Raw genomic sequence first — 18,410 nt, forward strand, 5'->3', positions numbered from 1 at the left:
TGCCCAACCAACCATCGTCGCTATCCATCTGCATCGGCCCGGTGATCTTGCTGCGGCCGAACATTGCCTGTCGGGACGCGTCAGCAAGGTGTATGTCATGTCCGGTCGTCGGATGGAGAGAACTCAGGCCCACGCTGAGGCTCTACGCCACTTATGCGAGGGCTCTGTAGTCCTTATGGCTCCCGAGGGGATACGCAGTTGGGCTAGTCAGGTTCATCGTCTAGACGTTGAGGTAGCGCGGCTGGCTCTCGATGCTGAAGCCCTCGTCGTGCCGGCTCAGGTTGTTGCGGGACAGCTCAGCCTGGGAACATCGGTTGATATGTCGCGTCACGCGGCGACACCCCATTCTCACGCTGTCTTGCGGGCTGCAGCTGACGATGTCGCGCTCGCCTTATGCAAGCTCACAGGCTTGCCGTACCAGGACTATCCAGCAGTGCGGGCAGATCAACGGCCTCACCCGATCATCTGGCTGTTTCAGATGCGAAAGTTGCGTCGTGACCGTAGGAGGCATCGTCGCGATGCTGAGGAGCGATCGCGAGAGGAGAGCGCTCGCGATGCCGAGGAACTGGCCCGGGAGGAGGAGAACGCCCGTCTCGCCGCTCAGCTTCAAGCTCGACAAGCTTCCTTGGCCGATCGGCTTGCTGAGCGCGATATTCATCCAGGTAGGTGAAAATCCCAGGGCTGGTGTTTCGGATGCGGTGGCTTAGCCTCGTCAGAGGGGTGGAACGGAACTGAAGAAGGTCATGGTGGGAAGTAGAATCCCCGCCATGTCTCAGAGCGTTCCCAGTCTTGAGGCCCTCAATGCCCTGCCACGGGTGCAACAGCCGTCGTACCCCGATCCTCAGGCAACCGCTGAGGTCGTCAACCAGCTACGTAGTTTGCCTCCGTTGGTCTTTGCCGGAGAATGCGATGACCTTCGTGCCTATCTTGCGGCAGTGGCTAACCGCAAGGCATTTTTGCTGCAAGGCGGCGATTGTGCTGAGACTTTTGCAGGGGTAAACGCCGACAACATTAAGAGTAAGCTGCGAGTACTACTGTCAATGGCGGTCGTCATGACCTACGCAGGTCAGCTTCCGGTGGTCAAGGTGGGTCGCATTGCTGGGCAGTACGCCAAGCCGAGATCTAAGGACACCGAGACCCGTCGCGGCCTCACTCTGCCCAGTTACCGAGGTGACGCCGTAAACGGATTCGAGTTCACACCGGAAGCTCGGGAGCATGATCCTAAGCGTTTGATTGGGGTGTACAACGCTTCGGCAGCTACTCTCAACTTGGTACGAGCTTTCGCTACCGGCGGTTTTGCGGATCTTCGCGGCATTCACGCATGGAACGCTGACTTTGTGCGTAACTCCAATGTGGAAGCTCGTTACGAGGCGCTGGCCGCGGAGATCGAACGGGCGTTGGTGTTCATGATGGCGTGCGGAGTCGAGGGCGATCAGCTCTCCACCGTTGACTTTTACGCTAGCCATGAAGCCCTGCTCATCGACTACGAGCACGCTATGACGCGGATCGACTCGCGCTCCCAGCTACCCTACGATTGCTCTGGCCATTTGCTGTGGATTGGTGAGCGGACCCGTCAGATTGATGGTGCTCACGTGGAGTTCCTGCGCCACGTGCGTAATCCGCTGGGGGTCAAGCTTGGCCCGACGACGACTGGGGAGGACGCCGTTGCTATCGCTGATGCCCTTGACCCCGACCATGAGCCTGGCCGTCTGACCTTCATCACCCGAATGGGAAGCAAGGCTGTGCGTACTAACCTGCCGAGAGTCATCGAGGCAGTGGAAGCCACTGGACGCAAGGTGGTGTGGAGCTGCGACCCCATGCACGGCAACACCTTCGAAACGAATAACGGCTACAAGACGCGGTCGTTTGCTGACATGTGCGACGAGGTTAACGGGTTCTTCGACGTCCATGAGGAGTTAGGTACCTGGCCTGGCGGTGTGCACATCGAGTTGACTGGGGACGACGTCACGGAGTGCTTGGGCGGTGTCGACAAGCTAGCAGAGTCCGATCTGACAAACCGCTACGAGACCGCCTGTGACCCACGTCTGAACCGGAACCAGTCCTTGGAACTGGCCTTCATCATCGCTGAGAGATTGGCTGACGGCCGTATCAAGCGCGATGCCGTCAGTCCGCTGGCAAGGTTCCGCAGCATCGACCTATGATCGATCCGGAGCTCCCCTCAAGGCCCCTATCGGTGGGATTGTTCCGGTCGCGAATGTGACTGAACTGGTTGCCGCCGCGTGATGCTGGCGGAACACTGAGGGTATGAGAATTACGCATCTGGGACACTCCTGCATCCTCGTTGAAGCAGCTGGGCAGCGAATCCTCGTCGACCCCGGTAACCTCAGTAAGTCCTGGCGTGGACTTACTGATCTCGATGCCATCCTTGTCACCCATCGCCATCCCGATCACGTCGACCCAGAGCACATCGGTGCCTTAGTCGACGCGAACTCAGGTGCGGTGGTGCGTGCTGAAGAAGGGGCCTGCCATGAGATTCCGGCTCTTGACGCTGACCCTGTTGCCCCAGGCGACGTGTTGCAGATCGGTGAGGTGAGAATTGAGGCGGTAGGAGGCCACCATGCCGTCATTCATCGTGATCTGGAACCGATCGGCAATGTCGGATACCTCATCGGTGAGGGGCTTGGGACGATCCTGTACCACCCTGGTGACGAACTAGATGAGACCCCGCGTGGTGTTGACGTGTTGGCTTGCCCGGCTCATGCCCCGTGGGCTGCGATGAAAGAAACTGTCGACTTCGCGAGGTCGGTGGGGGCTCGGCACGGTTTTCTCATCCATGAGGGGCTACTTAATGAGCGGGGCTGGCAACTGTCCTTTGATCGGCATCAGGAGATGGTGTCGACCACCTTCCACGATCTACGCGACGGCCAGCCGTGGGAGGTGCCGCAAGGCTGACCCCGGGGCCGGGGATCAAAGCATGCGGTCCGTGCCGAACCTCGTAGCCCAGGCCGGATCGACCTGGACTACCGGGGGCTCGGTGTGATGCTGCGGTGCGCCGCGGCGACGACGAGGCGGACGGACGACTAAGGCCATGGCGGCCAGGATGGCGATACCGCCGATAGTAATGCGCCCGGTGAGTGGCTCGCCGCCGAGACCAATAGCGAAGACGGCGCCCCACAGCGGCTCAGTGCACATGATGACGGCGGCCCGGGTCGATTCCACCCGGGCTTGACCCCAGCTCTGCATGAAAGTTGTCAAAGTGCCGCAGATGATGGCCAAGTAGGCCAGGGCAAGCCAATCCTCCATGTGGGTGGGGGCGCTCAGACCTCCAGGCAGGGCTGCAATGGTGCAGACGATGGCGACGGTGATCGTTTGGTACAGCCCGAGGGATGTGACGTTGGACGGGTTGGCGAAGCGTCCAGTTGCCACGATGTGGCCGGCGTAGGCCACGGCGGAAGCCAGAGTCAGTAGCTGACCGATACCGAATCCGCTACCGAGGGTAGAGGGATCAAGAGCCAGCACTCCCATGCCGACAGTCGCCAGTGCCACAGCTCCCCAGATGGCGGTGGAGACCTTTTTGCGAAAGATCACAGCGGCCAATAGCGGTGTGAAGACCACATAGAGACTGGTGATGAACCCGTTCATGGCAGCCTGAGTGGTCCCGAGTCCAATGGCCTGAAGTAGCTGACCGGCAGCAAAGAGCACGCCGAGGGTAACCCCCTTGGCTATGGTGCGCATATTGGCGCGCCAGGCCTTCGGGAAGAGGATTCCGAATGCGGCGGCCGCCATGGCGAAACGACACGCTAGCAGGTTCTCGGGGCTCATGTGGGCATAGATACCCTTCATGACGACGAGGGTCGAACCCCACAGAGCAGCCATGAGAAGGAGAGCGGGCACAGCAAGGCGCGAAGAACGAAAACCAACCACGAATCACATGATACGCGGGAGAATCTTCGCCCCGCAACCAAGATTGGCGTCAAATATTTTGTGAGACGGTGTGCATGCAGGATGATTCCCCGTGAACGCACGTCCGTGCGACTGAATTTGTACTGTGCAGCTCGCTCGCCGAGTACCGGGAAGAGGTGAAGTGAAAGACGAGGTAGGCGCACAACACTGCCACCAGGACAATGAAGACAGCCGCGATGACGCCGCGGCGGCGACGATGAACAGCGTCCTGAGCCAGCCTGGAACGGGATGCCGGTTGGGTAGCACGCCGGTGTATCGGCCGCGGACGCGGCTGAGAGTGGTTGGCTGGTTGCGTCGGTATGCGCCCCGGAGGGCAGTCTATAGGAGACAGTGGAGAATCCGGAATTGAGACCGGTGTAGGTGGCGATACCGGAGTACCAGTGCGAGACCATGGCGGAACTGACGCCGTGCCAGGTCGTACCGGTTCGTTCCGTCTGCGGGCGGATCGATCTGTTGAACCTCCGGGTGCATGAGCTACCGGATTGGCGATGACAGCATTCGGCTGGGGCACTGTGTTCTGGAGGGCGGCCAGGGCCGGATCGTCCGTGCGGCCGGTCGTCAGTGCGTGACGTACACGACGAAGAAGGTCGAGTAGGGCCCTCCCATTCGCAGGGCGCTTCCCGGGATCGCGCGAGGTGCAGGCACGTACCAAGCCGTCCAGGTATCCCGGAACGAGCCATGCGATATCGTGCTCAGCTTTGGTGCCATTGGCCAGGTACTGTGAGGGCGCGGGAACATCCTTATTGACGTGGGCCCATGCCACCTGAATGGGGGAATCGCCAGTATGGGGCTTGTGCCCAGTGAGCATCTCAAAAAGTACAACGCCGGCTGAGTAAATGTCCGAACGCTCATCGGAGCTACCGCGTGTTACCCGCTCAGGTGGAATGTAGGACACCGTTCCAATGAGCTGCCCAGATGTTGCTGACATCGTGTGGTTGCCTACAGCTCGGGCCAGACCAAAGTCAGCCACCTTGATCTGACCACGATCAGAGATGAGGACGTTTTCGGGTTTGACGTCACGATGCACTAGGCCATCCTCGTGGGCGCTGGCAAGGGCCGAGACAACTGGCTCGAGGAGATCCAAAGCGCGCACCGGGGTGAGCGGCGCTTCCTGGGTGATGATGTGGCGTAGGGTGCATCCGGGCACGTACTCCATGACGATGAAGGGACGATCTCCGTCCATTCCTTGGTCGAAAACTGATACCACATGGGGATTGACGAGCCGGGCCGCGGCCTTCGCTTCGGAATCGAATCGCTCAGCGAGTTCTGCATCGAGCCCCTCATGCATCACCTTGACTGCGACGATGCGGGGAAGACATAGATCTTGAGCTCGATAGACGGTCGCCATCCCGCCCCGAGCGATTTTGGACACGATCTCGTAGCGACCCTCGAGGGTATGACCCACTAGGGGGTCAGTGCTCATGGTCATGCTCACGATTACGCCTCACGCACGGTCGGGGAAGAAGGGGTGTGCGGCCCACTCCAAAGTGTATGCGTAGTCTCTCGGAGGGCATCGGAAGATGAACCGGCGAGTCCATAGGCTGATCCCATGACTGTTGCAACCTGGTTTCGGTCTCACCGGTGGTCCGTCTGGATTGTGACCTTGCTAGCAGCTGTCGTCGTAGGCTGTTCAGCGCCCGGTAATGTAGCTGCGGCAGGCTCGAACGCGACCACGGCCCCCATGACCGTCATGGCCACCACACAGTCGTCTGTTGGGCTGGTCACCATCCAGGAAAACGAGCTGCCTACCCAGGCTCGGCAGACTCTCAAGCTCATTGACTCCGGCGGGCCTTTTCCGTTCAGCCGGGACGGAATTGTCTATCACAACAACAGTGGCGCACTACCTCATCACAAGGACGGCTGGTACCACGAGTACACCGTCGCCACTCCTGGAGCGCAGGGTCGAGGACCGCGTCGCATCGTGTGCGGTTCAGACTCCACCTGTTTTTGGACGCCGGACCATTACTCAACGTTTAAGAGGATCATCCGATGACAGTCGACGTTCAGTCAGGTTCAGGTCCTGAAGCTGGTGGCCCCATTGGTTCAGGGATCCTTCTTGTTGATCCGGCGCATAGTTGTGACCCCATCAAGGTGGCAACGGCGTGGCGCGAGGCTGGGTGGCGCGTCATGCACATGAGCGGAGGCGCTGATTTAGGGTCTGTTCTTGCCGGTTTTGGACACGCGCTGTCATTTCCTAGCTGGTACGGACACAACCTTGACGCACTGCGTGACTGCCTAGCTGACCTGGGTGGAGACACGGCAGTGTTATGGACCGGATGGCAGCCCTTTGAGCGCGACAATCCCCAGGATTGGGGTCGGCTAGTTAAGGCCATTGGTCAGCGTCTCGATGAGGACGAGGTCAACGGTTTCGCTCTCCTCCTGGTGTGAAACTCAGGCTGCGGGATCGTGGTATCAGAAATGACGCTCGACGCATTGGCGGGCTAATTCCCGCAGGGCAATTCGGCCGGCATCGGTCATCTCGGCGTCGTCGAGAACTGCGACGGCATGGTCGTGGCACTGCACAATTGTTGACTCGACAGCCTCCCGGGCTCCACTTGTCTCGATGATACGACGGGCGGTGGCGACGTCGTCATCGTCGAGGTCGGGGCGACCCAGCAACGACTTCAAGCGAGCAGCGTCGTGGGAGTCGGCCCGATCGAGCGCATGGGCGACGAGCACAGTCCGCTTGCCTTCTCTCAGATCGTCGCCAGCGGGCTTGCCAGTCAGCTCGGCGTCGCCGAAGACGCCAAGAAGATCGTCGCGGTACTGGAAGGCCCGTCCGATGGGGGAGCCGAAGTCGGCCATCGTCTGTTGTAGACGGTCAGAGCCTCCAGCCAAGGCCACACCAATCTGACATGGACGAACGACCGTGTAAGAGGCGCACTTGTACTCCACAACCCGGCCAACCAGGTCGAGAGCAGATTCGGAGTCGGACCCCGCCATCCCCGACTGTGAGGTGACGTCGAGGACCTGGCCGCAGGTGACCTCGGTGCGCATGGCGTCAAGCAGTGGGGTGGCTGCTGCCAGCCTGTCAGCTTTGACTGGGGCGGACGTGAACATCTGTGACGACCACATGAGTAGCAGGTCGCCGAGCAAGATCGCGATGTCACATCCGAATTGCTCAGCGGGTCCGTCTCCGTGGGCAATGCCATGGGCCGCCTCGAAACGACGGTGCACCGAAGGCAATCCACGTCGGGTGTCGGAGTGGTCCATGAGGTCGTCGTGGACCAAGGCGGACACGTGCAGAAACTCGAGGCTCGCCGCTGCCTGTAACAGGCCAGTGGGTTCAATGGGTTGGTCCGCCGCAGCTGCATGACCCCAATAGCAGAAGGCCGGGCGCAATCGTTTGCCGCCTGCGGTGTAATCACGAGCGGCGTCGAGAACGGGGGACAGCTCGGCGCCGATCGCGTCAATGACCCGCTTTTCGTCGTCGAGGAAGGAGAGGATCCTTGCGCTCACGGAGTCGCGGAAGTCAGCGCTGACTGGAGAGGACGGATCAAAGGGGTACATAGCGCCAGCATAGAGGCGTCGAATGGTCGGAAACGAGTCCGTACGCTGGACGTCTGGCCCACCTGGTGGGAGCGCCGCCTAGCCTCGCACCTATGTAGTCCCAGAAGCCGACCACTGCTGACCTGTTGGCCTTGGGGGAGCGCCCTGTGCACTCTTTCGGGTTTATGACCCTCACAGCGAGCGCTCGGCTGTGGAGTGCCACTGATGCTCTCGTGGGATGGCACCGGACTTCATTTCAGTGGCCTATGGAGCGAATGGGTCGCGGTGTGACCGCGCTTTGCGGTGCACCCAGCACATGGTGTCGACCGGTCTGCGTACCGTCGGTCATCTCACCTGCGTCGCCCAATCGGTAGCTGATGTGGAGCAGATGGTCGCTGATTACGCCGAGTCCAGGATCGACCACATCCTAGCTATTCGCGGTGACATGCTGGGTGGGGCGGGACAGCCTTGGGTGGCCCATCCCTGGGGGTTACCTAACGCTACTGAGCTTGTCCGCCTCGTCAAGTGGGTTCACCCAGAGGCATGCATCGGTAGAGAGGGTGCGTGACATGGGCTGTGAGCTCTTTAATGTTGGCGCTCTCGGCCTCCACCACTACACCCTCAACAGGTCTCGTGCGACCACAGAGCTTCGGACCATGCTGGCGTGGCGGCGCCTCGAACGGGCTGGTTCGCCTCGGAACGATGAGGCGATTTTTGCTTCCTGAGCCCGACTACCGCTAACCGTTGGGTAGGGCGGGTCAAAGCGACGTAGAGCAACCGGACACCACCGGCAGGATTACCGGTCTCGGAGACGATGCGCTCGGGATCGACGACTACTGCACCATCGTACTCAAGACCCTTGGCCTGCATGGTCGTCACCGTGATGATGCGCGGATCGTCGACAAGTCGGCGCGCCTGCTCGACGAGGCCAGCCGGGCACACCAGACCGATCGTCCCGTCCACCGATGTGAGCATCTCGTCCAGCTGCAAGCGCACCTGTGCCCATAGGTCGTCAGTGCGTACCACTGTGGGACGGACACCAACCCAGCGCACCGCCTGTGGAAGATCAGCGTCGGGCTGGACGTTGACAACCACGTCGGCGGCGAGATCGAAAACCTCGGCCGGGGAACGGTAGTTCTTGGTCAGGGTGAAGGTGCGTGACGGGGAATTACCAACCAATTCGTCCAAGGCCGCTCTGGTCTGGTTGGGATGGGGGAAGGCAGACTGGGCGGGATCCCCGACGATCGTCCAGGAAGCCTGGCGGCCTCGACGTCCGATCATCCGCCACTGCATGGGGGAGATGTCTTGGGCCTCGTCGACGAGAACGTGAGCGAAGGTATCGCGAGGCTCGTCCTCGTCAATGTGGCGGGACTCATGGAGACGATCGCCGAGGGTGACGAGCTCCTCGGCGTCACCTCCCTCGATAAAGACCGGGTCGTCAGCATCGGGCTCGGGGGGAACTGGGCCGAGCAGAGCGGCCAACTCGTCGAGCAGGGCCATATCGGCTATTGACCAGTTGCGTCGTCCACGTCGATCCGCTTCGGTCGGGATAGAGCTGACGAGAAGCTGACGGGTTTCCTCGTTCCAGTAGGGGGTCACTGCTTCGGCGACTGCGGGATCGGCCAACCGAGCGAGGGCGTCGGAGGCCGACAGGGCGGGCCACCAGGCGTTGAGGAGCATCCGCCAGGATGCCTGGGAGGACACTAACTCGTCGAAATCGTCCCTTGTGAGGTCATGGGCGGCGAGGACATCGGCCGGGACTCGTGCCCACAGCTGGTCGCGCAGCGAGACCTCGACGGCCTCCCTGCCGTCGTTGTAGCGATTACGCTTGAGGATGCGTTGACGAGTCGTCGCGAGGATGGAGGCATCGAGGGTAAGAACCTCGCCTTTGACCGTTACTCGCAGCTGCAAGGAATCGGGATCCGCCGACATGGGCAAATTGACCAGTCGGGTGAGGACGTCAACCATCTCAAGGCTGCCCTTGATATTGGCAGTACGGGGCTCATCGAGGCGGTCAGAGGAGAAGTGCAGGATATCCGACGGTACCTGGCCTATTGAGCGCAGTGTTACGGAGTCTTCCCCGAGGCTGGGTAGTACCCGCTCGATGTAGCTCATGAAAACCGATGACGGCCCGATGACGAGCACCCCGCCATTCTCCAGCCGAGTGCGATGAGAATAAAGCAGGAATGCTGCGCGGTGCAGAGCGACGACCGTCTTGCCGGTGCCGGGTCCGCCCATAATCGTCGTTACGCCTTGGTAAGGGGCGCGAATGGCCTCATCCTGTTCGGCCTGGATCGTCGAGACGATTGAATGCATTCGAGTGTCGCGGGCCCGAGAGAGAGATGCCATGAGGGCTCCCTCGCCGATAATCGGCAGATTCGCCTGCGAGGTGGAATCCAGCAGGTCATCTTCGATGCCGAGGACCTTGTCGTCGCGACAGCGCAAGACGCGGCGACGAACAACACCCATCGGATCAGACGGGGTGGCTCGGTAAAAGGGCTCGGCAGCGCGGGCACGCCAGTCGATGACGAGAGGCTCATAGTCAGCGTCCCGTACCCCGATTCTCCCGATGTGACGCACCTCGTCGTCAGTCAGATCAAGTCGGCCGAAGACCAGACCTTCATGCTCAGCGTCAAGGACCGCTAATCTCTTTGCCGCGTTATAAGAGAAGGCGTCGCGTTCAAACATCGCCGTGCCGTCCTCTTCACGAACCCAACTGGTGCGGTCCGAGCGGTACATGTCTTGGCCGGCCTTGGCTAGCATGCGGGCTTTGTTCTCGGCGATCTCCAATTGGGCGCGGACGCGGTCGACGTGGGCCTGTTCCTTGGCGATCTCAGATTCCACAACGCGGGGGTCGGTGGTCGAACTATCGTGTGCGGTCAAAGTCGTCCTTCACGAGATGTTTGCCTCCAGGCGCGGTGCCGTGGGGCTAACGGTCAAGTCTACGCGTCGAGACCCTGTCAGTGGAACTGTGACTTCTTCTGGGGCGCCCGGCTGCACCGATAGCCTTATTGCTTGGCCGGATATCTTCCCCGGTGAGTCTTTCGTGGGTCAGGTACGCAGCCAATGCTCCAGTGAGCAGCCGGGCCCAAGGTTCTGGGCCGCCATGTGATGCGGGGGAGGCCGCTAGTACCGGGATTGGTCCTTCTTGGCGCCAGACCATGGGAGGACGGTCTCGCCAAGCCGACCACGCAGTACCCAGTTCCGGATTCGGGATGGGACGGGTGTAGTCGTGACAGATCCGGCGGGCTTGTGCGCCATCCCACCAGGACCACGTTTCGACGAGCCCTTCGGCCTTCCAGTCCAGCCGGTGGGCCATGCCATGATTCGAGGGCATCTCGCCTGAGGTGCTGACAGTGATGATGGGAGAACTCCATGGACGAGCCGGGCGATGCCACCGGGAGCGTCGGGGAGCTGGTGCCGTCGTGTCGATGATCGCGTTTGGGGAGTCATTCGGTGAAGGATCAACGATGACACCGCGTCGGGTCAGCCGCTTGTTCAGTAAGGTCAACAGGGGTTGCAGATCAGTTGGGCCATCACGGCCGACGAGATTCCAGCAGCCAAAGATCCGGGTGATGGCGAGCCTTGTTTCGTCAGCTGACAGCTCGGCCAGCGGGGAGGGAAGGTCGACGTGGAGCGGCTCGGGGAGCGGCTCGGGTCGGGAGGTCACCGCGTGCTCGACCCCGTACTGGCGCCGAGCTTGCCAGATGGTGTCGGCGTGATCGAGAACATCACGCCACTTATGAGCGATGCGGTGTCCGTACCTGTCACGGACCGTGTGGATCTGTGCACCTCTGTCCGTCGGGAGGGAGATATCCGCCATACTTGAGCTGATCTGAGTATCGGGCTCTGTAACGAGATTGAGCCCTATACCTACCAATTCAGCTTCCATTGCCCGGCCTGACTTGGCGAACAGGTCTCGCCATGCGGAGGGGATTTGGAGGGTAGCGCCGAGTTCAGGGGCAAGAGGACGCTCAGCGCTCTCGAGCCAACGCGGGGAGGAGGAGATAATGGTGACCTTATGCCTCATCTGGGCTAGCCGTAAGGCGGCGGCCAGAGCGACGAGTTCGTCTCCGACGATATGGACCGTTCCCATCGTATCTGTGCCTCCTGCAACGATCCGATTGAACCAACGACTGACGGTATCGTGCCAGAGGTGAACACGGATCTTCCTGTTGTCGCCATCCATGGAATCACCAGCTCGCCAACGACCTGGGGCGGGCTCGTACTGGCGTTCAATATTGAAGGTGTCATCGTCCATCAGCTCTCTTTACTCGGACACGGCCCAATTGGCATCCGTCGGGGGGCGGGGACCGACTATCCCCTTGAGGCTTTTGCGACTGATGTCATCGAGCAGATGGATGCTTTGAAGGTCGACAAGTGCGCCTTAGTAGGCCATTCCCTTGGGGCTCTGGTCTCGTCCATGGTTGCACAACGTCAGCCGGATCGCGTCGACCGTGTCTTGCTAGAGGAGATGCCCGTACCGCGTCGAGTTCGTCAGGATCCACCTCCGATGCGGACGTACGTCGACGCCATCTTCATGGAGGTTGCGGCGTTTGCTGGACGCAAGAGGTTCGACCCAAAAATGGTGTGGAAGGTCAGCCGTGAGCTACTGAAACCCCACCCCCAGTGGTGGGATGGATTATCTCGGATGATCATGCCAGTCCTTGTCGTCGGGGGTGGCAAGGCGTCGTACCTACGTCAGGACCGGCTGAGTGACGTGGCACGTGCCCTTCCTGACGCTCGGATCATGACCATTGACGGCGGACACCGCACCCACATCACCAAGGGTGACGAGTTCTGTGACATCGCCGTGCCATTCCTGACGAATGGAAAATACGCCAATCGTCGGCATAACGGGATCCAGGACGTGTGATCCTTGAGCGAACTGCGCTCAACCTGGTTATTGAGTCGGGAGTGCTCATGGTTAAAATTGAGTCATAACGACTCAAACCGAGTCGAGGCAGAAATCTACTGAAGCCGTAGGAGTGTTGACATGGCTCGTACTTTTGACCCCATCCGTGAAATGGACCGGCTGCTCTCCGACGTCACCAGGACGCCGGCGACTGTCGCCGTTCCCATGGATCTCTACCGTGAAGGAGATGACTACACCGTCGCCGTGGACCTTCCAGGAGTTGATCCAGCGTCCATTGATATCGACGTCGACGATCGCACGTTGACGATTCGCGCCGAGCGTGCCGCCAAGGTGGCTAAGGAGGCGCAGTGGCTGTCCCGTGAGCGGGCTATGGGCACCTTCGCCCGTCAACTCACCCTCGGTCATGGCCTGGCTACCGATCGCATCACCGCCGAGTACACCGACGGCGTGCTGACTTTGACGATCCCCGTAGCTGAGACTGCTAAGCCGCGCAAGGTAGAGGTCCGACACGGCTCGACCACCATCGACGCCATGACCGACCAGGCTCAGGTCGGTTCAGGTGAGCACCAGGAGCAGTGAAGTTCTCAGATTGACGTGTCGGCCGGTTCCTTCATTCGGGGACCGGCCGTCGCGCGTCAGGTATCGGTGAAGTCAGACGATGACGGAGACCAGCAGTACCAGGAGCACTCCGCAGACTGACAGCGCCGTCTCCATGAGCGACCAACTCTTAATGGTTTGTCCCACTGAGATACCGAAGTATTCCTTGATGAGCCAGAAACCGGCGTCATTGACGTGTGAGAAGAAAACCGAACCGCAGCCGATCGCCAGAACCAGCAGTGCCGCGTGGGCGGACGGCAAGCTGGCTGCCACCGGTTCCAGGATGCCGGCTGCGGTGACGGTTGCCACCGTCGCTGAGCCGGTCGCCAACGGGATGACGACAGCGACGAGCCAGGCCATCAGTAGCGGGGAGATCGAGGACTGGGTAATGCCGTTGCCTAGTAGCTTGGCAATACCAGTGTCGACGAGGATCTGCTTAAACCCACCGCCGGCGGCGACGGTGAGTAAGATGCCAGCGATCGGGGGCAGCGCCGCCCCCACACTGTCGCTCATAGCGTCCCGGTTCATGCCGGAAACCTTGCCCAGGGTAAAGATCGCCAGCAGGGTTGTCAGCAGCAAGGCAAACATCGGCTCGCCAAGGAAATCCAAGATACTGCGGACGGCGGTGCCTTTGAGAGCGAAGATATCGGCGAGGGCCTTGCCCATCATGAGGACGACAGGTAGCAGGACGGTCATCAAGGTGACGGAGAACCTTGGGCGACCAGGGACAATACCGCAACGGCCATTCTCGTCAGAATTAAGGAAGAGGTCAGGCGCATCAACGGGCACCCATCGAGCTGCGAGCCGCGAGAACAGCGGGCCAGCAACAACAACCGTCGGTATGGCAATAAGGACACCGAGCCCGAGGGTGATGCCGAGGTCTGCTTTGAGCAGCCCAATGGCGGCCAATGGGCCCGGATGAGGTGGTCATGCTCCAGGCCTCTCATAACCCGTTGGTGGCATCCCCTGTCAGGATCGTCGCTGCTGTGCTAGAGGGGCGTGTCCGTCTCATGCCCTTTGAGCCCAAACAGGAAGCCATCGGATTCCATCGCAGCATGGCTGATGCCGTAGCTGCCCATGACGCCAAAGCCGCTGCCGCAGCGATGAGGCAAATCGTCACTGAGGCACATCAGGCTATGAGTTCCTCGATGTTTGCAGCATCGAAATAATGGGGGAACGAGGCGAGTCGAGTCAGTACAGAAGAAATCATACTTTTGTATCCTGTGAATAGGATATTAGTGTTGCTAAGGTGCTGTTACACGGTCCCAAAGATGCACTTTAGTGAGGCCTCCCAGAGGCATCGGGCCTTGTCGGCTTGGCATGCGTTATCGTTCCTGTCATGTCTCAGGAATTCCTCGCTTCATCGGTGGCCAGTCGTCTAGGTGCTCGCATTGTCGACGGTGACTTGCAAGCCGGTGACGTACTGCGGTTGGGGGACATTGAGCAGGAATCAGCAGCGTCCCGTTCCGTTTGTCGTGAAGCAGTCAAGATCCTCGAATCCCTAAACCTGGTGCGTTCCCGGCGTCACGTCGGCGTGACGGTACTGCCTTCCAACCAATGGGACGTGTTGTCACCCAAGGTGGTGCACTGGCACATGTCTGGCAACAAGCGTGAGCAGGAGATGAGCTGGACGAACGAATTGCGGATAGCCCTGGAACCCACGGCTGCTCGACTTGCAGCTGAGCGTGCTGACGGCACAGATCTCAAGGGATTACAGGACGCTGTCTCCGGTATGACTGAGGCGATCCGAAATGATGACTCGACTAGTTTCGCCAAACATGAGCACGCTTTTCACCGAAGCCTTTTGGCTGCTACTCGCAATCCGCTGTACATCGCCCATGTTCCGATGCTGCTTGGCTACTTTGCTGAACAATACGATGACCGCAACCTTACAAGTGAAGACGGGGCCGATCTCGTGCAGCACCGCGACATTCTTGACGCTATCACGATGAGTGATCCGGACGCGGCTGAGCAGTCTACCCGGGCCCTCGTCCTGGGGCTCGGACGAGTATTGCCTCAGCCCACGGTGGTGAGCGGTCCGGCCGGTGTCGCACACTAAACCGGGTAATACATCAAGCTGGCCGGGTCCGATCTGGACCGGACCCGGCCAGCTGTGCGTCAGGTCAGTCTTCGAATGCCTCCGGAGGCGGGCAAGAACACACCAGGTGGCGGTCACCGTAGGTGTTGTCGACACGACCCACCGGCGGCCAGTACTTGGCTTGGATGCGGGTGACGGTGTTGACGTCCAGGCCACGTTCTTGGTCACGCTGGATCCCCAAACGCATACCGGGGTAGCAGCCTAACTCGCGGGAGTAAGGGTGGTTCCACTCGTCGGCTACCAGACGAGCCGCTGGATGCGGAGCATTAATCAACGGGTTGTCGTCAGCCGGCCAGTGGCCCGACTGCACCATTCGGGCTTCTTCGACGATCGCCAGCATGGCGTCGCAGAAGCGGTCCAGCTCGGCGAGGTCCTCCGATTCGGTGGGCTCGACCATGAGGGTCCCAGCTACCGGGAAGCTCATCGTCGGGGCGTGGAATCCGTAGTCGATGAGGCGCTTGGCGACGTCGTCGACGGTGATCCCTGTCTCGGCAGTCAATGGACGTAGATCAAGAATGCATTCGTGAGCCACGTAGCCATTCTGTCCGGTGTAGAGGATCGGGATTTTGTCGTGGAGTCGGTGGGCGATGTAGTTGGCATTGAGAACCGCCACCTCAGTCGCGAATTGCAATCCTTTTAGGCCCATGAGCCGCAGGTACGCCCAGGAAATAGGAAGTACGGACACCGACCCAAACGGCGCAGCAGATACGGCATGTCCGTTGTGGGTAACCGTCCCGCCGCCATTGAGCGGATGCTCGTTGCGCGGGTTGAGGGGATGGCCGGGCAGGAAAGGAGCTAGGTGAGCCTTCGCTGCAACCGGTCCAACACCAGGACCGCCGCCTCCATGCGGGATGGCGAAGGTCTTGTGCAGGTTGAGGTGGCTCACGTCACCGCCGATGCGGGCGAACTGTCCCCATCCGACGAGGGCATTAAAGTTTGCTCCGTCGATGTAGACCTGTCCGCCTGCCTCGTGGACCATGTCGCAGACCTGTCGCACGCCGTCTTCATAGACGCCGTGAGTTGACGGGTAGGTGATCATGATCGCGGCGATGCGCCCCTCGTTAGCAGCTATCTTGGCAGCCAGATCATCACGGTCGATAGTGCCGTCGTCATGTGACTTGACGACGACAACCTTGAGGCCTGCCGAAGCGGCCGAGGCGGCATTAGTGCCATGCGCGGAGGCCGGAACCAGGCACACATTACGCTCAGTATCACCGCGAGAGACGTGATAGCCACGGATGGCTGCCAGACCGGTGTACTCGCCCTGGGAACCTGCATTGGGCTGCAGGGAGACAGTGTCATAGCCGGTGAGCTCGGCCAACCAGATCTCGAGGTCACGGATGAGGCGCAGGCTACCGGCTTGGTCCTCGACCGGGGCGAAGGGGTGCATCTGTGAGAAAGCCGGCCAAGTCATAGCCTCCATCTCGGCAGCGGCATTGAGTTTCATCGTGCACGAACCGAGCGGGATCATGCCGCGGTCCAGACCATAATCGCGATCCGCCAAACGCTTGAGATAGCGCATCATGGTGGTCTCGGTGTGGTAGCTGGAAAAGACCGGATGCGTCATGAAGGAGGAAGTGCGGCGCAGATCCTCCGGCCACGCCCCGTCGGCCGGGCCACGAATCTCGTCAGTATTGCCACCCAGGAGCTGGGTGAGTTCCCGAAGCTCGTCGTCGGTGACGGTCTCGTCAACCGATATCTGGAGGATGTCCCCGTCAACGAGATCGAGGGTGTACCCACCTTCGCGGGCTCGGTTCCACAGCTCCTTCGCTCCGCCCTTCGTGCGTATGCGGATGGTGTCGAAAAACTGCTGATCGGCGACGTCAAGACCCGCTGCGCGCAAGGCGCTAGCAAGCTGATGGGCTCGATCTGTGACTTGTCTGGCGATACGTGTTAGTCCCGTCGGCCCGTGCCACACGGCATAGGCAGCGGCGACTACAGCGAGGAGCACCTGAGCGGTACAGATATTGCTCGTGGCCTTGTCACGGCGGATGTGCTGTTCACGGGTCTGCAAGGCCAGCCGGTAAGCGGGGTTCCCGTCAGCATCAGTTGACACACCGACGAGTCGTCCTGGGATCTGACGCTCCAGACCAGAACGAACCGACATGTAAGCCGCGTGCGGTCCGCCATCACCCATCGGGACGCCGAAGCGTTGCGACGAGCCGACGGCGACGTCAGCACCTAGCTCACCCGGCGGAGCCAGCAGAGTTAGCGAGAGCAAGTCACACTCGGCGATGGTGATACCGCCAACTTTGTGAACAGCGTCGAATACTTCAGAAGGGTTCCACAGTGCGCCAGTGCTGTCGGGATAAGGGGCGAGGACGCCGAAGCAGCCAGCCTCAACCTCGGGGCGCCACGACTGTGGGTCACGAAGGTCAGCCTCAACAACCTCAATTCCAGTTGCTTCAGCGTGGCCCAGGACGACGTCTCGCACCTGGTCAAAGAGGTGAGTATGCACCAAGAAGCGGTTGAACTTTACCTTGCGAGCGGCGCGACGGGCTAGCAGCATCCCCTCGGAAGCAGCGGTTGCCTCATCGAGGAGGGAAGAGTTTGCCAGGGCGAGCCTAGTAAGGTCGGTGATGAGCTGCTGGTAGATCGTTAGCATCTCGAGTCGGCCCTGGGAGATCTCGGGCTGGTACGGGGTATAGGCGGTGTACCAGGAGGGATTCTCCAGGATGTTGCGGCGAATCACCGACGGGGTAAGCGTGCCGTAGTAGCCACGCCCAATGAGGGCACGAGTAACGCGGTTTCCTGAGGCGATCTCGACGAGTTCAGCGCGAGCGGTCGTTTCGGCGGCGGCAGGGGGAAAGCTCGGGGTGCGAACGGAGGACTCCCCCTCATTGGAGTCGAGCACAGAGGCTGGGATGGCGTCGCGAATGATCTGCTCGGGACTCGTCACCCCGATGGTCTCGGCGATGTATCGCAGGTCGTCTTCGACGGATCCAACGTGGCGGCTCGAGAAAGGGTGCGGCCCTTCGAGGCCGCACCGATTCTCAGCGTGGTCAGTCATGATCATCACTCGGCGGTGAGCTTGAGGTAGGCGTTACGGTCCATGAGGTCGTCACCCAGCTGACCACCGGAAACCTTGAACAACCATCCCTGTCCGAACGGATCGGAGTTGACAAGCTCGGGAGACTCGGTGATGGCCTCATTAACTTCCGAGACGGTGCCCGTCACGGGGCTAAAGAGGTCGGAGACCGATTTAGTCGATTCGACCTCGCCAATGGCGGATCCGGCAGAAACATCGCTGCCGACCTCGGGGACGTCGACAAAGACGACGTCACCCAGGGCCTCTGCGGCGTAGTCGGTGATGCCTACGGTCACGGTGTCACCATCAACGGCGACCCACTCGTGCTCGGCGGAGTACTTGAGTTCGGACAGTTCCATGTCTGCTCCTAAGTATTTTGTGTGGGGATTGTGGTTGGG

Annotated in this window: 17 protein-coding genes and 1 pseudogene; 10 read left to right on the forward strand and 8 right to left on the reverse strand. The window is 60.6% G+C overall.

What is annotated here, in order from left to right; all coding sequences use genetic code 11:
* Positions 1–112 precede the first annotated feature (112 nt).
* From ACOYO3_RS04710 to ACOYO3_RS04720, 3 genes are all read left to right on the forward strand, one after another.
* The gene (locus tag ACOYO3_RS04710; protein WP_002519137.1) at positions 113–670 is read left to right on the forward strand and encodes a hypothetical protein; all 558 of its coding nucleotides are present in this window, start codon (positions 113–115) and stop codon (positions 668–670) included.
* Between the two features lie 73 nt (positions 671–743).
* On the forward strand, positions 744–2,162 hold the full coding sequence (locus tag ACOYO3_RS04715) for a class II 3-deoxy-7-phosphoheptulonate synthase (RefSeq protein WP_002519136.1): 1,419 nt from the start codon (positions 744–746) through the stop codon (positions 2,160–2,162).
* Between the two features lie 103 nt (positions 2,163–2,265).
* Positions 2,266–2,913, forward strand: a complete 648-nt coding sequence (locus tag ACOYO3_RS04720; RefSeq protein ID WP_002515285.1) for an MBL fold metallo-hydrolase — start codon at positions 2,266–2,268, stop codon at positions 2,911–2,913.
* Between the two features lie 15 nt (positions 2,914–2,928).
* On the opposite strand, the gene ACOYO3_RS04725 is transcribed toward ACOYO3_RS04720, so the two are convergent.
* The gene (locus tag ACOYO3_RS04725; protein WP_002515216.1) at positions 2,929–3,885 is read right to left on the reverse strand and encodes a DMT family transporter; all 957 of its coding nucleotides are present in this window, start codon (positions 3,883–3,885) and stop codon (positions 2,929–2,931) included.
* 49 nt (positions 3,886–3,934) lie between these two features.
* Complete coding sequence (locus tag ACOYO3_RS04730; protein WP_002525067.1) at positions 3,935–5,353, reverse strand: protein kinase domain-containing protein; 1,419 nt, start codon at positions 5,351–5,353, stop codon at positions 3,935–3,937.
* A gap of 120 nt (positions 5,354–5,473) precedes the next feature.
* Here ACOYO3_RS04730 and ACOYO3_RS04735 point away from each other — a divergent pair, with 120 nt between their 5' ends.
* Together ACOYO3_RS04735 and ACOYO3_RS04740 are read left to right on the forward strand one after the other, a co-directional pair.
* Complete coding sequence (locus ACOYO3_RS04735; protein ID WP_002515268.1) at positions 5,474–5,917, forward strand: ribonuclease domain-containing protein; 444 nt, start codon at positions 5,474–5,476, stop codon at positions 5,915–5,917.
* Entirely contained in the window at positions 5,914–6,312 is a 399-nt protein-coding gene (locus ACOYO3_RS04740; RefSeq protein ID WP_002515255.1) for a barstar family protein, read from the forward strand. The genes ACOYO3_RS04735 and ACOYO3_RS04740 overlap by 4 nt, the downstream gene beginning before the upstream one ends.
* A gap of 24 nt (positions 6,313–6,336) precedes the next feature.
* Here ACOYO3_RS04740 and ACOYO3_RS04745 read toward each other — a convergent pair whose 3' ends face one another.
* On the reverse strand, positions 6,337–7,434 hold the full coding sequence (locus ACOYO3_RS04745; protein ID WP_002515272.1) for a polyprenyl synthetase family protein: 1,098 nt from the start codon (positions 7,432–7,434) through the stop codon (positions 6,337–6,339).
* 217 nt (positions 7,435–7,651) lie between these two features.
* Here ACOYO3_RS04745 and ACOYO3_RS04750 point away from each other — a divergent pair, with 217 nt between their 5' ends.
* Positions 7,652–7,981, forward strand: coding sequence for a methylenetetrahydrofolate reductase (locus tag ACOYO3_RS04750; RefSeq protein ID WP_002515233.1), 330 nt, complete (start codon positions 7,652–7,654; stop codon positions 7,979–7,981).
* Between the two features lie 53 nt (positions 7,982–8,034).
* Here ACOYO3_RS04750 and ACOYO3_RS04755 read toward each other — a convergent pair whose 3' ends face one another.
* Positions 8,035–10,257 carry a HelD family protein gene (locus ACOYO3_RS04755; protein ID WP_427305919.1) on the reverse strand — a complete coding sequence of 741 codons (2,223 nt, stop codon included), beginning with the start codon at positions 10,255–10,257 and terminating at the stop codon, positions 8,035–8,037.
* 85 nt (positions 10,258–10,342) lie between these two features.
* On the reverse strand, positions 10,343–11,509 hold the full coding sequence (locus ACOYO3_RS04760) for a hypothetical protein (RefSeq protein WP_002515325.1): 1,167 nt from the start codon (positions 11,507–11,509) through the stop codon (positions 10,343–10,345).
* Here ACOYO3_RS04760 and ACOYO3_RS04765 point away from each other — a divergent pair.
* Positions 11,495–12,289, forward strand: coding sequence for an alpha/beta fold hydrolase (locus tag ACOYO3_RS04765; protein WP_002515316.1), 795 nt, complete (start codon positions 11,495–11,497; stop codon positions 12,287–12,289). The genes ACOYO3_RS04760 and ACOYO3_RS04765 overlap by 15 nt on opposite strands.
* 120 nt (positions 12,290–12,409) lie before the next feature.
* Complete coding sequence (locus ACOYO3_RS04770; protein ID WP_002515319.1) at positions 12,410–12,868, forward strand: Hsp20/alpha crystallin family protein; 459 nt, start codon at positions 12,410–12,412, stop codon at positions 12,866–12,868.
* Between the two features lie 72 nt (positions 12,869–12,940).
* Here the strand turns inward: ACOYO3_RS04770 and ACOYO3_RS04775 are convergent.
* Positions 12,941–13,813: pseudogene (locus ACOYO3_RS04775) on the reverse strand (gluconate transporter); the annotation flags it as partial.
* On the opposite strand from ACOYO3_RS04775, the gene ACOYO3_RS04780 reads away from it, so the two are divergent.
* A complete protein-coding gene (locus tag ACOYO3_RS04780; protein WP_002518246.1) occupies positions 13,795–14,055 on the forward strand; it encodes an FCD domain-containing protein in 261 nt (86 codons plus the stop codon). The pseudogene ACOYO3_RS04775 and the gene ACOYO3_RS04780 overlap by 19 nt on opposite strands.
* A gap of 170 nt (positions 14,056–14,225) precedes the next feature.
* On the forward strand, positions 14,226–14,945 hold the full coding sequence (locus ACOYO3_RS04785; protein ID WP_002515309.1) for a FadR/GntR family transcriptional regulator: 720 nt from the start codon (positions 14,226–14,228) through the stop codon (positions 14,943–14,945).
* Between the two features lie 64 nt (positions 14,946–15,009).
* Here the strand turns inward: ACOYO3_RS04785 and gcvP are convergent, their stop codons facing one another.
* Complete coding sequence (gene gcvP, locus ACOYO3_RS04790; protein ID WP_002525065.1) at positions 15,010–18,000, reverse strand: aminomethyl-transferring glycine dehydrogenase; 2,991 nt, start codon at positions 17,998–18,000, stop codon at positions 15,010–15,012.
* Positions 18,000–18,371: a glycine cleavage system protein GcvH gene (gcvH, locus tag ACOYO3_RS04795; RefSeq protein ID WP_002515331.1), complete on the reverse strand. Its 372-nt coding sequence runs from the start codon at positions 18,369–18,371 to the stop codon at positions 18,000–18,002. The genes gcvP and gcvH overlap by 1 nt, the downstream gene beginning before the upstream one ends.
* Between the last annotated feature and the right edge of the window lie 39 nt (positions 18,372–18,410).

Source organism: Cutibacterium sp. KBN10P07758 (assembly GCF_050286205.1).
GTDB classification, from domain to species: Bacteria; Actinomycetota; Actinomycetes; order Propionibacteriales; family Propionibacteriaceae; genus Cutibacterium; species Cutibacterium acnes.

Coding starts and splice junctions, on each gene's coding strand:
- gcvH (WP_002515331.1), bottom strand. CDS start 18,371: ATGGAACTGTCCGAACTCAAGTACTCCGCCGAGCACGAGTGGGTCGCC.
- ACOYO3_RS04750 (WP_002515233.1), top strand. CDS start 7,652: ATGGCACCGGACTTCATTTCAGTGGCCTATGGAGCGAATGGGTCGCGG.
- ACOYO3_RS04765 (WP_002515316.1), top strand. CDS start 11,495: ATGGACCGTTCCCATCGTATCTGTGCCTCCTGCAACGATCCGATTGAA.
- ACOYO3_RS04710 (WP_002519137.1), top strand. CDS start 113: ATGGAGAGAACTCAGGCCCACGCTGAGGCTCTACGCCACTTATGCGAG.
- ACOYO3_RS04770 (WP_002515319.1), top strand. CDS start 12,410: ATGGCTCGTACTTTTGACCCCATCCGTGAAATGGACCGGCTGCTCTCC.
- ACOYO3_RS04780 (WP_002518246.1), top strand. CDS start 13,795: ATGGGCCCGGATGAGGTGGTCATGCTCCAGGCCTCTCATAACCCGTTG.
- ACOYO3_RS04745 (WP_002515272.1), bottom strand. CDS start 7,434: ATGTACCCCTTTGATCCGTCCTCTCCAGTCAGCGCTGACTTCCGCGAC.
- ACOYO3_RS04740 (WP_002515255.1), top strand. CDS start 5,914: ATGACAGTCGACGTTCAGTCAGGTTCAGGTCCTGAAGCTGGTGGCCCC.
- ACOYO3_RS04760 (WP_002515325.1), bottom strand. CDS start 11,509: ATGGGAACGGTCCATATCGTCGGAGACGAACTCGTCGCTCTGGCCGCC.
- ACOYO3_RS04735 (WP_002515268.1), top strand. CDS start 5,474: ATGACTGTTGCAACCTGGTTTCGGTCTCACCGGTGGTCCGTCTGGATT.
- ACOYO3_RS04715 (WP_002519136.1), top strand. CDS start 744: ATGGTGGGAAGTAGAATCCCCGCCATGTCTCAGAGCGTTCCCAGTCTT.
- ACOYO3_RS04720 (WP_002515285.1), top strand. CDS start 2,266: ATGAGAATTACGCATCTGGGACACTCCTGCATCCTCGTTGAAGCAGCT.
- gcvP (WP_002525065.1), bottom strand. CDS start 18,000: ATGATCATGACTGACCACGCTGAGAATCGGTGCGGCCTCGAAGGGCCG.
- ACOYO3_RS04785 (WP_002515309.1), top strand. CDS start 14,226: ATGTCTCAGGAATTCCTCGCTTCATCGGTGGCCAGTCGTCTAGGTGCT.
- ACOYO3_RS04730 (WP_002525067.1), bottom strand. CDS start 5,353: ATGACCATGAGCACTGACCCCCTAGTGGGTCATACCCTCGAGGGTCGC.